This is a genomic window from Streptosporangiales bacterium (genome assembly GCA_009379955.1).
GTDB lineage: Bacteria > Actinomycetota > Actinomycetes > Streptosporangiales > WHST01 > WHST01.
On sequence record WHST01000010.1, the window covers coordinates 24,204 to 40,134 of the forward strand.

The following is a 15,931-nucleotide window of genomic DNA, read 5'->3' on the forward strand; positions in this document are numbered from 1 at the left end:
CGGCCGACGATGAGACCACATGAAGATCCGGAGAGCGATCGGGGCGCTGGCCGTCGCGTTGCTGACGGTCGGTGGTGCCGCCGGCGGGGCGGCGGCGAACACCGACCCGCAGGGCTCCGACCCGGCGGTCGACGAGCGCGGTGTCCCGCGCGACGACGCCGCCGCGACCGGTGCCCCCCTGCCGCCGAGCTCGACGGTCACGCTCGTGTCGGGTGAGCGCGTGCGGCTCGACGTCACACCGAGCGGGGAGCAGGACGTCGAGGTGCTCACCAGCGCCGACGGGAAGGCGAAGCCGGACGCGTCGACGTTCGTGCAGTTCGCCTGGCACGGCGACGAGTACGTCGTGCCCGACCGCGTCGTCCCGTACCTCGGCGGCACCCTCGACCCGCGGCTGTTCGACGTGAGCTACCTGGTGCGGGCGAAGCTCGACGACGCCCACCGCAAGAACGTGCCGGTCACCGTCGAGGAGACTACGCGCGGCGCGGCGGGCGACCTGCCGGGCGTACGCGTGCAGCGCACGGCGGGTGACAAGGCGCAGGCGGCGGTCGACAAGTCCCAGGCCCCCGGCTTCGGCGGGATGCTCGCCGACCGCTGGGCGTCGAGCCGCGCTGCGCGGTCCAGCGTCCCGGCCGGCCGGCTCGCCGGCATCGAGCGGATCAGCCTCGCCCCACCGTCCGGAGCGCCCGCCCCGCCCGCGTCGCCGTTCGCGGAGCCCACACGCGCCGAGGGCATCCCGTACCGCACCCTCACGGTCCGGGTCACCGACCGCGACAGCGATCCCGGCGTGGCGCTCGGCTTCGTCCAGAACGTCGACGACGCACGCCTGTCCCGCCTCCTGGTCACCCTGGAGGGCGAGGCGAGCTTCAGCGTCCCGCAGGGCACGTACAGCCTCGCGTTCAGCGTGCTGACGGCCATCCCGACCACGGACGCGTTCGAGACCGCCCTCACGGTGAAGCCCGAGGTACGGGTCGCCTCCGACACCACGGTCCACCTCGACGCGCGCAGGGCCGTGCCGTTACGTGCCGAGCTGGACACTCCCGCGGACCACAACTACCGGTGGGAGGCGTTGCGCTTCACCAGGACGAGCGCGACCGGCGGCGGCACCACCGTTGCCGGAGGCGAGATGCTGGCCATGCGGCTCGTCGCCGTGACACCGAACAACAACCCGGGCTTCGGCGCCTCGCGTCTCCTGGCGACGCCCACGCCGAAGGTGACACGCGGAACGTTCGGGTTCGAGGCCGCCACGCAGCTCCGGATGCGTGACGCCCAGGGCAGACAGACCTCCGCGCCTTCCTACTTCCTGCACTTCCCCCGCGAGGGGCGGATCCCGTCGTCGCTGACCTACCGGGTTCCGGAGCGGGACCTGACGACGGTGCGGTCGCGCCTGTACGACAGCGCGACCGGTACCTGTGACCAGCGACAGCTCAGTGCCGGACTGACGTCGACCCGCTGGGCCGGGGGACTGTCACTCGCCCTGCCGCTGGCGTCCGCGCAGGACCGCACGGACTACTGGTACACCGCGGAGCCGGGGGCGACCAGTTGGTCGTCGGCCTACACCGCCAACGACTGCGTGCAGCGGTTCCGTGCTCCCCGCACGATCGCCCACGGCCAGCGGATCACCGAGGTGTGGGCCAAGGGTCCGCCGGTGCCCTCTCCGGCACCGTCGATCGTGAACAAGCTCAGCCAAATGCCGAACCCGCCGACCAACAGCGTCACCGTGTGCCCGGCCTGCCGGCAGGACGACATCGGCATGCTCTACCTGATGGAGGGCGGGGACTCCGATCCCGCGCACTTCGCTGACCTCGGCCTGTGGAACCACCGTGAGACGCACCTGCGGCTCTTCCGCGACGGCGAGCTGGCCTTCGACAGCGCCGGCCTCGACGTCGGCTCGGTAGGCCCGACCGGCACGCTGAACCCGATCAAGGTGCCGCTGCCTCTCCTCCCCGACCCGGCGGCCTACCGGCTGGAGTGGCGTCACGCCGGGGCGAGCCATCCGGACGACGCGAACATCGAGACGTCGTGGGCGTTCCGCTCGTCGCGCAAGGACCCGAAGGCGACCTTCCCCGAGACGCAGACGTGCAGTCCCGACCCGAGCAGGAGATGTTCATTCCTGCCGCTGCTCTTCCCCGTCTACGACCTCGCGCTCGACCACGCGGGCACCGCCCGCGCGGGTGGGTCGTTCGACGTCGCCTTCAGCGTGACCGGCCAGGCGTACGCGCCGGAGCCGTTCGGCGCGCATGCGTCGGTGTCGGTCTCGTACGACGACGGTGAGACGTGGCGGCCCGCGGAGTCCGGCCGCGCCACGAAGGCGGCCGGCGACGGCAACGCGTTCGGCGTGACGATCGAACACCCGCCGCTCGCCGAGACCAGCGGGTTCGTGTCGCTGAAGATCCACGCGGAGGACCGTGCGGGCAACACGGTCGACCAGACGGTGATCCGCGCCTACGGGCTCAGGGACTGACCGCGGTGCGGGCGAAGGGAGCAGGAGCCATGACGGAACGGCGTGGAGGGGCCCGGCGGGTCGCGTGGCTGGTCGTCGCCGCGCTCGCGGTCTCGCTCGGTGTGGGCGGTGGTGCGGCGCCGGCCGAGGCCAGGCCCGCGGCGGGGTTCGCGGCGCCGCGGGGGATCGCCCCCGAGCAGGTCTGCGAGGCACCGGCGAAACGGCGGGCCGGTTGTGACGCGACGGTCGTCGTCGACAGTGCGGGCCGGCCGCTGGGACGCAAGTCGGCCACCGCGGCGGGCCTGCGGCCGTTCACGGCGGCCGACCTGCAGGACGCGTACAAGCTGCCGTCCGCGCTGCTCGGTGCCCGGCAGACGATCGCGATCGTGTCGGCGTTCGACGCGCCGAACGCGGAGGCCGACCTGGCGGTCTACCGCGAGGTCAACGGCCTGCCGCCGTGCGATGCGGACTTCCCGTGCTTCCGCAAGGTCGACCAGCGCGGAGGCACCGCCTACCCGCGGCCCGACCAGACCTGGTCCACGAGCTCCACGATCGGCCTGCAGATGGCGTCCGCGGCCTGTCCCAACTGCGAGCTGCTGCTGGTCGAGGCGGACGACAACCAGCTGCCCAACCTCGGCGCCGCGGTCGACACCGCCGTCGAGCTCGGCGCCGACGTGGTGAGCAACGCGTACAACGCCCGCGAGTACGCCGGCATGCTCACCGACCTCGGCGATCACTACGTCCAGCCCGAGGCGGTCGTCGTCGCGGCGTCGGGTGGCGCGGGGTTCGGCGCCACGGTCCCCGCCGCCCTGCCGAGCGTCGTCGCCGTCGGCGGCACCACGCTCTACCGCGACGACAGCGCGAGGGGATGGGGCGAGGAGGCCTGGGCGAGCGCGGGCTCCGGGTGCTCGGCGTACATCGCCAAGCCCGACTGGCAACTGGACCGACTGTGCGGCAAGCGCACGGTCACCGACGTCGCGGTGGTCGCCGACGGCAACACACCGGTCGCCGTCTACGTCACGTACGGCTATCCGGGCTGGGTCGCCGCGGGCGGCCCGAGCGTGGCCGCACCGTTGGTCGCCGGCGTGTACGCACTCGCCGGCAACGCCGGCGAGATCACCCCGGGCGCGCGCCTCCGTGCGCAGCGGGACCGCCTCTTCGACGTCACCTCCGGCAGCAACGGCGTGTGCGGCGGTAGCTACCTCTGCACGGCGGTCCGCGGCTACGACGGCCCCACCGGGTGGGGCACCCCCAACGGCGTCGGCGCCTTCTAGGAGATCTCATGCGCATCGGCAGAACGGTCCTCGCCCTCACCGGCGTCACGGTGCTCACCGCCGTCATCGGCGGCGCCGGTCCCGCGGTCGCCGCGCCCGCCGGCTGCACGCCGACATGGCAGGCGGTCGAGACCCCGCCCAACCCGCCGGGCTACAGCAAGCTGACCAACGGCGGGGTCTCCGCCGTCGCGCCCGACGACGTCTGGTTCGCGAACTCGGTCGGCGAGAACGCGACGCCGGAGATCTCCGCGATCACGCGCTGGGACGGCAGGGCGGTCCGCCCGATGAAGCGCCAGATCCCGCAGGACCGGGTCATGAACCCGACGGTCTACGACGGGTCCTTCGACAGCGGCACGAGCGGCTGGGTCATCGGCATCGACTCGGTGTACGGCCTCAAACCCGGGACGGTGCCCTACGCGACGCGCTGGTACGACGGCCGCTGGACGCGGACCCCGCTGGCGCCGTCGCCCGCGCCGTCCACCACCAGCGTCGCCCTGTACGGGATCGCGTCGGTCTCCCCGACGGACGCCTGGGCGGTCGGGAGCGCGGCCGGCGCCGAGAGCGGGGCGGTCGTCCAGCACTGGGACGGCACGCGGTGGTCCGCGACCGACCACCCCGGTGGACGTGTGGCGAACGCCGCCCTCATGGACGCCTCGGCCACGGCACCCGACGACGTCTGGGCGGTCGGCAACGTCGGCAACGGCACCACCGAGGACGTTCCGCTCGTCGAGCACTGGGACGGCACGTCGTGGACCGTCGTCGACCTGCCCGAGCTCCCGCCCGGTGTGGCCCTGGGGTCGCTCACGAGTGTGAGCAGCTCGGGCCCCGACGACGTCTGGGTGAGCGGGTTCCAGGGAGCGGGCCAGTGGTCCGGCCGCGCACTCCCGCTTCTCGGGCACTGGGACGGCGAGAGCTGGCGGTGGGTCGACCTGCCCGACACCGGACCGGCGGTGCTCACCGGCGTCTACACCGCGGGGCCCGCCGACGTCTGGGCGGTGGTCAACCGACCGGGCGGTGACCCGGGCGAGCTGCTGCGCTGGGACGGCGAGGAGGCCACCCTCACCGCGTGGCCGGGCCGCCAGGAGTACGGCCTCCACTACTTCGCGAACGACATCGACGGCACCGGACCCGACGACGTCTGGGCGGTCGGGTCGGCCACGAGGAACCCCGGCTCGACCGTCTCCGAGGTTCGGCAGATGGTCGCGCACCTGAGCTGCGTCGAGCGATGAGGCGGCGAGCCATGCGGAGCGACGACGACACCCCCAGGAGGTCCACCGTGCGGCAACGACCCGTGAGGTCCCTGCGCAGGTTCGGTGTCGCCGCGGCGATGCTGTGCCTGGTCTCCCTCGTCGGTGGCATGCTGGCGCCCGCGTCGGCGGGTGCTGACCTCACGAAGGCACCCGACCCTCGCGCGAAGGTGGAGAACCGGCTCGAGACCGCGTTCGCGAAGGACGGCAGGCAGGACTTCTGGATCCGCTTCGCCGAGCGCGCCGACACGAGCGAGGCGCGGCGGATCGACGACTGGGCGAAGCGCGGTGCGTACGTCCACGACGAGCTCAGGAAGGTCGCGACCGAGTCGCAGCGCCGGGTACGGCAGCGGCTCGACGCCGACGACGTGACGTACGAGGCGTTCTGGGTCAGCAACGCGATCCTCGTCCGCGACGGCTCGCAGGCGCTCGCGCTGCGCATGGCGGCGATGTCGGAGGTGGGCAGCGTGCGGCAGCCGCGCGAGTACCGGCCGGTGGAGCCGGTCGAGTCGCGCCCGGCGGCGAAGCAGCCGCGTGCCGCGGAGTGGGGGGTCTCGCGCATCCACGCGCCGGAGGTGTGGAGCACGTACGGCGCCACGGGTGAGGGCATCACGGTCGCGAACATCGACACCGGCGTCCAGTACGACCACCCGGCGCTGGCGACGCACTACCGCGGCTACACCGGTCCCGGCCAGGTCGACCACGACTACAACTGGCTCGACACCGGCACCACGAGCCCGGATGCGCCCGCCGACGGCAACGGCCACGGCACGCACACGATGGGCACGATGGTCGGCGACGACGGTGCGGGCAACCAGGTCGGCGTCGCCCCCGGCGCGACGTGGATCGCCGCCAACGGCTGCTGCGCGTCGGACCAGACCCTCATCGACTCCGGTCAGTGGATGCTGGCGCCCACCGACCTGCAGGGAGCGAACGCCGACCCCGCCAAGCGCCCGAACGTGGTCAACAACTCGTGGGGCACGTCGACGCCGACGAACGACCCGTTCATGGAGGACGTCCTCCTCGCATGGGGCGACTCCGGGATCTTCGGGGTGTTCTCCAACGGGAACAACGGCGAACAGGGTTGCGCCTCCAGCGGCTCACCCGGCAGCAGGGTGGCGACGTACGCGGTCGGCGCCACCGACTCCGCCGACAGGATCGCCCCGTTCTCCAGCCGCGGCGCGGGTCAGGACGGTGAGGTGAAGCCGAACATCTCCGCGCCGGGCGCCGGCGTCAGATCGGCGTGGCCGGGTGGCACGTACCAGCAGATCTCCGGCACCTCGATGGCCGCCCCGCACGTCGCGGGTGCCGTCGCCCTGCTCTGGTCGGCGGTGCCGGGGCTCGTCGGCGACGTCGAAGGGACGCGGGCACTGCTCGACGAGACCGCCGTCGACACCTCCGATCTGACCTGCGGCGGCACCGCCGACGACAACAACGTCTACGGCGAGGGTCGGCTCGACGTGCTGGCGCTCGTCGAGCTCGGCAAGCTCGGTGGCACCCTGACCGGGCGCGTGACCGACGCGGCAGGCGCGCCGATCGTCGGCGCCACGGTGACGGCGTCAGGGCCGTCGCAGCGCACGGCGACGACCGACGTCGAGGGCGGCTACGGGTTCCCCGCACTCGCCGGCTCGTACGAGGTCCGCGTGACGGCGTACGGCCACGAGCCGCACGACGCGACCGGCGTCGTGGTGACGACGGGCGAGTCGGCGCGGCACGACGTGACGTTGCAGCCGACCGAGCGCGTCGACGTTGCGGGTGTCGTGGGCGACGGCTCCGGTCACGGCTGGCCCCTGTACGCGAAGGTCACGGCGACCGACGCTGACGGGCACAAGGTGTCGGCGTACTCCGACCCGGTCACCGGCCGGTATCGCCTCGCTGTGCTGCCGGACACCGAGTACACGGTGCGCGTGGTCGCACAGGACCCCGGCTACACCGAGGCAAGCGAGACCGTCGACGTCGCGTCGGGTGACGTCGCGAAGGACGTCGACCTCGCCGTGGACGCCCTCGCCTGCACCGCGCTCGGCTATCGCGCCGAGCGGTCGGGCACGACGCAGGCGTTCGACGCCACCACGGTGCCGGCGGGCTGGCGCGTCGCGAACACCGACCCGGTGCAGCAGCCCGGCTGGGCGTACACGCCCGGCTGGCAGTTCACGAACCCGGGTGACCGCCCCAACGACACCGGTGGCACGGGGAACGCCGCGATCGTCGACAGCGACCACACCGGGGCGCGGCACGTGCAGGACACGACGCTGACCACCCCGGCGATGGACCTGTCGGACGTCACGCGGCCGGTCGTGCGGTTCGCGAGCGACCTCGAGCCCGCGGTCAACTCGACGGCGACCGTCGACGTGAGCGTCGACGGCGGCACGACGTGGACCACGGTCTGGCGCAGGGCCGGCTTCCCCGGTCTCCGCGGTCCCGCGAGTCCCGTCGTCGGGCTGCCGACCGCCGCGCACCAGGCCGACGTCAGGGTCCGCTTCAGGTACGTCGGCAGCTGGTCGAAGTGGTGGCAGCTCGATGACGTCTTCGTCGGGCAGCACGACTGCTCACCCGTGGCCGGTGGGCTCGTGACGGGCCTGGTCACCGCGACCGGCGGCGAGGGCCTCGTCGGAGCGACGGTGACGGCCGACGCCGACCCGCAGGCGCGGGCGACGACGGTGGCGACGCCGGACGACCCGGCGTTGGGCGACGGCCTGTACCGGCTGTTCTCCGCGGCGACGGGTGAGCAGGCGTTCACCGCCGCGATGGCCGGCTACGCCTCGACGTCGGTCACGGTGACCGTCGCCGCCGACGCCGTGACGTCCGCGAACGTCGAGCTACCGGCGACCGGCGGGTGACCCGTGACGGGCACCCTCACAGTGCCAGGGTGCGGTGAGGGTGCCCCTCACGGGTGCGAACGCCCCGGCGTCGAGGGGTCAGGCCGCCAGCTCGCAGGCGGCCCGACCGCGGGCCTCGCCGGCCGGGGTGAGGCAGTCGCGCAGGTGGTACGTCTGCTGGCCGTAGCGGGCGTCGGGGACGACCGTGACGTTGCCGGCCTCGTCGACCTCGCACGGGTTGTCGAGGCTGCAGTCCGCGCCGGTGTTCTCGTACGCGGTGTTGTTGACGCCGACGATCTCGTTGCTCGCGGCGTCGATCACCGGCGAGCCGGACGTGCCGCCGATGGTGTCGCAGCCGGGCGTGTAGCGGATGGAGTCCTTGGCGACGTAGCCGTCCTCCTTGAGCTGGGGGACGAACCCGTCGATGCCGCAGGAGTAGATCTCCTCCCAGTAGCCCGACACGACCTTGATGTCGGTGCCCGCGGTCGGGTGGGACTCGGCGAGGGTGAGCGCCTCGGTGTCGTACTCCGACCTGAGCTCGGCGTACGTCTCCTCGACCCGGTACACGGCGGCGTCGGTGTCGGTCATCGTGGCGTACGCCAGCAGGTCGGCGGTCAGCGTGCCGACCGTGTCGTCACCGGCCGCGTTGAGCAGCTGGAACGTCCTGGTGGACGGCTCGTTCGTCATGACCTCGCCGGGCTCCGGCATGCCGTCGACGCAATGGCCGTTGGTGAGGACGAGCGCCTTCGCGTCGTCGGCCGAGTCGGCGAACCGGAAGACCGAGCCCGAGCAGTTGCTCAGCTTCACGATCCCGCGGAAGTCGACCGCGGCCCGGTCGGTGCTCGGCTGGTCCGTACGGGGCGCGGCACCTGCGGAGCCCGTGGCCATGCCGAGGGTGAGCGCGCCGCCGAGCACGGTGGCCAGCAGCGCGGTCGTGAGGGTTCGTGCCTTGCGACGCATCGGCGTCCTCCCGGGGATGCGTGGCGCCGTGGGGGGTCGGCGCCGTACTCGACTGAGGGCAATCGGCCCACTACACCGAGTTGTGGGAGATCGGTCAAGTACGGGTGGCGTCCGCCACAGTCCGTAGTGGCCGGAACGGTGCCTCGTACAGTGTGGGCCCATGAGTGCGGACGAATCGGCGGTACACATCGGCACGCTGGGTGAGCACCGGCCACGGGTCCACGAGGAGGCCTGGGTCGCTCCCGGCGCCGTCCTCGTCGGTCGAGTGACGATCGGGGCCAGGTCGAGCATCTGGTACGGCTGCGTCCTGCGCGCCGACGACGAGGACGTCGTCATCGGCGACGAGGTCAACATCCAGGACCTCTCCTGCCTGCACTCCGACCCGGGCCAGCCCGCCGTCCTCGAGGACCGCGTCTCGGTCGGGCACCGCGCCATCGTGCACGGCGCCCGCATCGGCGCGGGGTCGCTCGTGGGCATGGGCGCGATCGTCCTCGGCGGCGCGGAGGTCGGCGCGGGCTCGCTCGTGGCCGCCGGCGCGGTCGTCCGCCCCGGCGCCGTGATCCCGCCGGGCATGCTCGCCGCGGGCGTCCCCGCCAAGGTGCTCAGGCCGCTCAAGGACCAGGAGCTCACCATGCTCGAGGGCACCTGGCGCTCGTACGTCGGCCGCGCCGACCGCCACCGCACCGCCACCTGGTGAGGTGGGCCTAGCGCTTGCGCGTCGTGACGTAGTGCGCCACCTCGTGCAGCTCGTCGCGGACGTCGCCGGCGAGCGGGACGGCGTCGAGTGCGCCGAGCGCCAGGTCGAGCCTGGTCGCGGCCTCGCGCTCCGCCCAGTCGCGGCCGCCTGCCGCCACCACGAGGTCGGCGCAGCGGCGCAGCCCGTCCTCGTCGAGGTCGGGACGGGCATACGAGGCAGCCAGCTCGGCGGCCTCGGGACCCGCCGACCGCAGCGCGTACACGACGGGCAGCGACTTCTTCCGCGTCCGCAGGTCGGTGAGCACGGGCTTGCCCGTGACGTCCGGCGTGCCCCAGATGCCGAGGAGGTCGTCGACGAACTGGAACGCCAGCCCGAGGTGGTGGCCGTAGTCGCCCAGCGCGGTCGTGAGTGCCGGTGACCCGCCCGCCCACAGCGAGCCGAGGGAGCAGGCGGCGGACAGCAGCGCGGCCGTCTTCGCCTCGGCCATCGCGACGCACTCGTCGACGGCGACGTCCGCGCGCCGCTCGAACGAGATGTCGACGGCCTGCCCGGTCAGCATCCGCCGCGTCGCCGTGGCGAGCGTACGGCCGGCCGCCTCGGCGCGTCCCGCGTCGCACGCGACGGTCTCGTGGGCGAGGGTGAGCAGCGCGTCGCCGGCGAGCACCGCGGCCGGCATGCCGAAGACCGCCCACACCGTCGGACGGTGGTGCCGCTCGCCGTCGCCGTCGATCAGGTCGTCGTGCACGAGCGAGGAGTTGTGCACCAGCTCCACGGCGACCGCCGGTGGGATCGCCTCGGCGTCCGACCCGCCGGCGGCCCTGGCACCGAGCAGGGCGAGCGCAGGTCGCAGCCCCTTGCCCGCGCCACCGTCGTGCGGGTGGCCGTGCTCGTCCAGCCAGCCGAAGTGGTAGCCGACGACCTCCCGCAGCGGCGACTCCAGTCGCTCCACCGCGGCGCGGATCGCGGGTCGGACGGCCGTGCGCGCCGCGCCGAGCACCGCGGGGACGTGGGTCACGCCTCGCAGCGTACGTGCGCTCCCGTTGGCCGTGACGTACGGGATTGGCCAAGATGGGGACCATGACCCACCCCGCGGTGCTCTGGAGTCCACCCGACGACGTACTCGAGACCTCGCGCATCGGTGACTACCTGCGCTGGCTCGAACGCACCCGCGGCCTTGCCTTCGCCGACTACGCCGCGTTGTGGCGCTGGTCGGTCGACGACCTCGAGGGCTTCTGGTCGTCGCTGTGGGACTACTTCGACGTCCGCTCACACGCGCCGTACACGGCGGTGCTGAGCGGCCGGACGATGCCCGGTGCCAGGTGGTTCGAGGGCGCGACGCTCAACTACGCCGAGCACGCCCTGCGGATGCCAGGCGTCGCCGACGACGACGTGGTGATCGTGGCACGGTCGCAGTCCCGCGGGCCCGTCGAGCTCACGGCGGCGGAGCTGCGTGACCAGGTCGGACGCGCGCGCGCCGGGTTGCGCAGGCTGGGCGTCGGTCGGGGTGACCGGGTGGCCGCGTACCTGCCGAACGTCCCCGAGGCGACCGTCCTGCTGCTCGCGACGGCGAGCCTGGGCGCGGTGTTCTCCTCGTGCGCGCCGGAGTTCGGCAGCCGCAGCGTCGTCGACCGGTGGCGGCAGATCGAGCCGAAGGTGCTGGTGACCGTCGACGGCTACCGCTACGGCGCGAAGGACGTCGACAAGTCCGCGGAGATCGCGGCGATCCGTGCCGAGCTGCCCGGCCTCGCGCACACCGTCCTCGTGCCCTACCTCGATCCCGGCGCGCACCTGCCGGACACCGTGGGCTGGGCTGAACTGCTCGCCGAGCCGGCGGAGCCGGTCACCGACCCGGTGCCGTTCGACCACCCGCTCTACGTGCTCTACTCCTCCGGCACCACCGGCCTGCCGAAGCCGATCGTGCACGGGCACGGCGGCATCCTGCTCGAGCACCTGAAGATCCTCGCCCTGCACTCCGACCTCGGGCCGGGCTCGCGGTTCTTCTGGTTCTCCACCACCGGCTGGATGATGTGGAACTACCTCGTGTCCGGTCTCCTCGTGGGCTCCACGATCGTGCTCTTCGACGGCAACCCGGGGCACCCTGACCTCGGCGAGCTGTGGCGGATCGCCGGCGAGACGGGGATGACGTACTTCGGTACGAGCGCGCCCTTCCTGATGGCGTGCCGCAAGGAGGGGATCGAGCCGCGTGAGGTCGCCGACATCTCACGTCTGCGCGGCATGGGATCCACCGGAGCGCCGCTCACCGCCGAGGGCTTCCACTGGGTGTACGAGCACGTCGCCGACCAGGACGACACGCCCGGTCTGCAGTTGGCGTCGGTGTCGGGCGGCACGGACGTGTGCACCGCGATCGTCGGCGCCGTGCCGCTGCTGCCGGTCCGGGCAGGGGAGATCCCCTGCCGGTGCCTGGGCGCGCGCGTCGAGGCGTACGACGAGGAGGGCGCGCCGACGATCGGGCGCCAGGGGGAGCTGGTGATCACCGCGCCGATGCCGTCGATGCCGGTCGGCTTCTGGGGTGACACCGACGGGTCCCGCTACCGCGACGCGTACTTCGACACCTACGACGGCGTGTGGCGGCACGGTGACTGGATCACGATCGGCGCCGACGGCCACTGCCTGATCACCGGGCGGTCCGACGCCACGCTCAACCGGGGTGGCGTGCGGCTCGGCACGGCGGAGTTCTACACCGTTGTCGAGGGGATGGACGAGGTCGTCGACAGCCTCGTCGTGCACCTGGAGCGCGGCGACGACCCCGCGGGACGGCTGCTGCTGTTCGTCGTGCTCGCCGACGGCGTGAGCCTCGACGACGGGCTGCGCAGGCGCATCGCCACCGAGCTGCGCACGGCCCTGTCGCCCCGGCACGTCCCGGACGACGTGCACCAGGTCGCCGCCGTCCCCCGCACGCTGTCCGGCAAGAAGCTCGAGGTGCCCGTGAAGCGGATCCTCACCGGCACACCGGTCGAGGAGGCCGCGGCGAAGGGTGCCCTGGTCAACCCCGAGTCGCTCGTGGAATACGAGAGGTTGGGAGTCCGCTGCTGACCCCGCCCGCCGCCCGTGTGACCATTGTCGCCGGGTGGGCGCGTAACCACTTGTTGCCCTAACATGCCCAACGCGTAACCGCCCCGTTCATAGGAGCTAAAGACGTGCGTATACGGCTTACGCCGCGAGACCAGACGTTCTACGAGCTGTTCACCGAGTCGGCCAAGAACATCCTCGTCGGCTCCAGGCTCCTCGTGGACCTGTTCAACGACGGCGCGGACCGTGCGGCCATCGCCGAGAAGATGCGGGCCTGCGAGCACGCGGGTGACGACTGCGTCCACCGGATCATGAAGCGGATGAACCAGACGTTCGTCACGCCGTTCGACCGGCAGGACATCCACCGGCTCGCCGGCGAGATGGACGACGTCCTCGACTTCATGGAGGCCGCGGCCGACCTCATCGTCCTGTACCAGCTCGAGGAGCTGCCGAAGGAGATGATCGCGCAGGTCGAGGTGCTCGAACGGGCCGCCGAGCTCACCGCCGAGGCGATGCCGCGGCTGAAGGCGATGCGCGACCTCGAGGAGTACTGGATCGAGGTCAACCGGCTGGAGAACCAGGGCGACCAGATCTACCGGCGGCTGCTCGCCAAGCTCTTCGGCGGCGACTACGACGCGCTCACCGTGCTCAAGCTGAAGGAGGTCGTCGACCAGCTCGAGCAGGCGATGGACGCGTTCGAGCACGTCGCCAACACCGTCGAGACCATCGCGGTCAAGGAGTCGTGAGCGTGCGACCTGCGGCGAAGGGCGGGCGCGCGTAATGGAGTTCGCCGGCCTCGTCGTCGTCCTCGCTGTCGCGTTGCTCTTCAACTACACGAACGGGTTCCACGACGCCGCCAACGCGATCGCGACGTCGGTCTCCACCCGGGCCCTGACGCCACGGGTGGCTCTCGCGATGGCCGCCGTCATGAACCTCATCGGGGCGTTCCTCGGCACCAAGGTCGCCGAGACGGTCGGCAGGGGCATCATCGAGACGCCCAAGGGCCCGCACGGGCTCGTCATCGTGTTCGCGGCACTCGTCGGGGCGATCGCCTGGAACCTCGTCACCTGGTACTTCGGGCTGCCGTCCTCGTCCTCCCACGCTCTCATCGGCGGCATGATCGGCGCGGCGCTGGCGGCCAGCAGCCCCGTCCTCTGGCACGGCGTGGTCGAGAAGGTCCTCATCCCGATGATCGCGTCGCCGATCGTCGGCGGCCTGCTCGGCTACCTCGTCATGCTCGGGATCCTCTGGGGGTTCAGGAGGTATCCGCCGGGCAAGCTCAACCGAGGGTTCCGGGTGGCCCAGTCCGTCTCGGCCGCCGCCATGGCGCTCGGCCACGGCCTGCAGGACGCGCAGAAGACGATGGGCATCATGGTCCTCGCCCTGGTGACCACCGGCTACCACACCGGCTTCAAGGTCCCCGTCTGGGTGACGGTCTCCAGCGCGCTGGTGATCTCGCTCGGCACGTACTCCGGCGGCTGGCGGATCATGCGCACGCTGGGCCGCCGGGTGATCGAGCTCGACCCGCCGCACGGCTTCGCCGCCGAGGCGACGGCGTCCTCGGTGCTCTACACGACGGCCTTCGTGTTCGCGGCACCGATCTCGACCACCCACACGATCACCTCGGCGATCATGGGCGTCGGCGCGACCAAGCGGCTGTCCGCCGTCAGGTGGGGCGTCGCGGGCAACATCGTCACCGCCTGGGTGCTGACGATCCCTGCCTCGGCGATCGTGGCGGCGATCGTCTACTGGATCGCCCACCTCATCACCCGTGCCTGACCGCTGCGCGTCTCACGCGCGGCGGGCGTACATCGTGTCGGTGCCGCCGTGGACGAAGCCGAGTTTTCGGTACAGGCCGACGGCGGCGGTGTTGTCCGACTCCACGTAGAGGGTCACGGTGTCGAGCCCGCGGTCGCGGAGGTGGGCGAGCCCCGTCAGCAGGAGGACCTTGCCGAGCCCGGTGCCCTGCTCGCCGGGGTCGACGCCGATGACATAGACCTCGCCGACGCCGTCCTCGACCTTGGTCCAGTGGAACCCGACCAGCCGGTCGTCGCGTTCGGCGAGGAAGAAGCCCTCGGGGTCGAACCAGTCCGCGCGCTCGCGCGCCTCCAGGTCGGCGAGCTGCACGCGACCCTGCTCGGGGTGGGAGGCGAACGCCCTCGCGTTGACCTCGAGCCACGCCCGCTCGTCCGCGCCCGGACGGAACAGCCGGACGGTCAGACCGTCCGGCGCCACCGGCTCGGGGAGGTCGGGGACGTCCGCGAGCGCCAGACGCATCTGCCACAACGACCGCACCGGCGCGAAGCCGAGCCGCTCGGCGAACGCGGCGGCCGCGGGCAGTCCGCCGTGGGCCCACACCCGCAGCCGCGGATCCGTCCGCTCCGCCGCCGCCACGAGCGCACGCCCGACGCCGTGTCGCCGCGCGTCCGCGGCGACCACGAGCTCGCCGGCGGCACCGGCGGGATCGTGGGGATCGAGCTGCGCGTACCCGGCGACCTCGTCGCCGCGGTGGCCGAGCAGGTGCGTCACGCCGTCACCGTCGCCGCGCAGGCGCAGCAGGAACTGCTCGCCCAGCGGCGCGACGCCGTCGGCGGCCTGCGCGGACCCGGCGATCTCCTCGACCCGGTCGGCCTGCTCGGCGGTCAGCCGGTCGGCGGTCACCACACGCGTTTCGCTCACCCCGGTACGGTACGCGGCGACTTCTCGCCGCCGGGCGCGTCCTGCGCCGGGACGAAGCGGTAGCCGACGTTGCGCACCGTGCCGATCAGCGACTCGTGCTCGGACCCCAGCTTGGCGCGCAGTCGCCGCACGTGGACGTCGACGGTGCGGGTGCCGCCGAAGTAGTCGTAGCCCCACACCTCCTGCAGCAGCTGCGCGCGGGTGAACACCCTGCCCGGGTGCTGCGCGAGGTACTTCAGCAGCTCGAACTCCTTGAACGTCAGGTCGAGCGCCTGACCGCGCAGCTTGGCCGTGTAGGTCGACTCCTCGATGGTGAGGTCGCCGTCGCGGACGATCCCCGGGGAGTCCTCGCCGTCGCCCTCCGTACGCCCGACGGCCAGCCGGATCCGTGCCTCGACCTCGGCCGGTCCCGCCGTGTCGAGGACGACGTCGTCGGCGCCCCAGTCCGCGTGCACCGCGGCGAGCGCACCCTCGGTCACCACGAGCAGCAGCGGGCACCGCAGGCCGGTGGCGCGGATCACCCGGGACAGCCCGCGCGCCCGGACGAGGTCGCGCCGCGCATCGAGCAGCACCACGTCGGCGGTCGGGGCGTCGATCAGAGCGGCTGCCTCGGCCGACACGACGCGCACCGTGTGGGGGAGCAGCGCGAGGGCGGGAAGCACCTCGGCAGAGGGGCCTGAGGCGTTGGTCAGCATCATGACCATACCCATGGGTCCTCCTCGTAGTGACCAGTCGACTCGAAGGTAGCGGGTGCTCGCGGGCCACGTGACCTGCGAGCGGCTGCCTTC

At 72.5% G+C, this 15,931-nt stretch carries 12 protein-coding genes; 8 read left to right on the plus strand and 4 right to left on the minus strand.

Features of this window, described 5'->3' with window-relative positions; all coding sequences use genetic code 11:
* Positions 1-19 precede the first annotated feature (19 nt).
* The 4 genes from GEV10_04780 to GEV10_04795 are packed head-to-tail and all read left to right on the plus strand — an operon-like array spanning position 20 to position 7,798.
* Entirely contained in the window at positions 20-2,461 is a 2,442-nt protein-coding gene (locus GEV10_04780; GenBank protein MQA77784.1) for a hypothetical protein, read from the plus strand.
* A 29-nt stretch (positions 2,462-2,490) separates the two neighbouring features.
* Positions 2,491-3,714, plus strand: a complete 1,224-nt coding sequence (locus GEV10_04785; GenBank protein MQA77785.1) for a peptidase S8 — start codon at positions 2,491-2,493, stop codon at positions 3,712-3,714.
* 8 nt (positions 3,715-3,722) lie between these two features.
* Positions 3,723-4,943 carry a hypothetical protein gene (locus tag GEV10_04790; GenBank protein ID MQA77786.1) on the plus strand — a complete coding sequence of 407 codons (1,221 nt, stop codon included), beginning with the start codon at positions 3,723-3,725 and terminating at the stop codon, positions 4,941-4,943.
* Positions 4,940-7,798 (plus strand): S8 family serine peptidase, encoded by a 2,859-nt coding sequence (locus GEV10_04795; protein MQA77787.1) that lies wholly within the window; start codon positions 4,940-4,942, stop codon positions 7,796-7,798. Before GEV10_04790 ends, GEV10_04795 begins: the two co-directional genes overlap by 4 nt.
* A 78-nt stretch (positions 7,799-7,876) precedes the next feature.
* Here GEV10_04795 and GEV10_04800 read toward each other — a convergent pair whose 3' ends face one another.
* Positions 7,877-8,665 carry a serine protease gene (locus GEV10_04800; GenBank protein MQA77788.1) on the minus strand — a complete coding sequence of 263 codons (789 nt, stop codon included), beginning with the start codon at positions 8,663-8,665 and terminating at the stop codon, positions 7,877-7,879.
* 232 nt (positions 8,666-8,897) lie between these two features.
* Between GEV10_04800 and GEV10_04805 the strand changes: the two genes are divergently transcribed.
* On the plus strand, positions 8,898-9,434 hold the full coding sequence (locus tag GEV10_04805; GenBank protein ID MQA77789.1) for a gamma carbonic anhydrase family protein: 537 nt from the start codon (positions 8,898-8,900) through the stop codon (positions 9,432-9,434).
* A 7-nt stretch (positions 9,435-9,441) separates the two neighbouring features.
* Here the strand turns inward: GEV10_04805 and GEV10_04810 are convergent, their stop codons facing one another.
* Positions 9,442-10,449 carry a polyprenyl synthetase family protein gene (locus GEV10_04810; GenBank protein ID MQA77790.1) on the minus strand — a complete coding sequence of 336 codons (1,008 nt, stop codon included), beginning with the start codon at positions 10,447-10,449 and terminating at the stop codon, positions 9,442-9,444.
* 62 nt (positions 10,450-10,511) lie between these two features.
* Between GEV10_04810 and GEV10_04815 the strand changes: the two genes are divergently transcribed.
* From GEV10_04815 to GEV10_04825, 3 genes are all read left to right on the plus strand, one after another.
* Positions 10,512-12,488, plus strand: a complete 1,977-nt coding sequence (locus tag GEV10_04815; GenBank protein MQA77791.1) for an acetoacetate--CoA ligase — start codon at positions 10,512-10,514, stop codon at positions 12,486-12,488.
* 104 nt (positions 12,489-12,592) lie between these two features.
* The gene (locus GEV10_04820) at positions 12,593-13,210 is read left to right on the plus strand and encodes a DUF47 family protein (GenBank protein ID MQA77792.1); all 618 of its coding nucleotides are present in this window, start codon (positions 12,593-12,595) and stop codon (positions 13,208-13,210) included.
* Between the two features lie 34 nt (positions 13,211-13,244).
* Positions 13,245-14,243 carry an inorganic phosphate transporter gene (locus GEV10_04825; GenBank protein MQA77793.1) on the plus strand — a complete coding sequence of 333 codons (999 nt, stop codon included), beginning with the start codon at positions 13,245-13,247 and terminating at the stop codon, positions 14,241-14,243.
* Positions 14,244-14,255: 12 nt separating this feature from the next.
* Here GEV10_04825 and mshD read toward each other — a convergent pair whose 3' ends face one another.
* Positions 14,256-15,143, minus strand: coding sequence for a mycothiol synthase (gene mshD / locus GEV10_04830; GenBank protein MQA77794.1), 888 nt, complete (start codon positions 15,141-15,143; stop codon positions 14,256-14,258).
* Entirely contained in the window at positions 15,140-15,853 is a 714-nt protein-coding gene (locus tag GEV10_04835; protein MQA77795.1) for a DNA-binding response regulator, read from the minus strand. Before GEV10_04835 ends, mshD begins: the two co-directional genes overlap by 4 nt.
* Positions 15,854-15,931 lie beyond the last annotated feature (78 nt).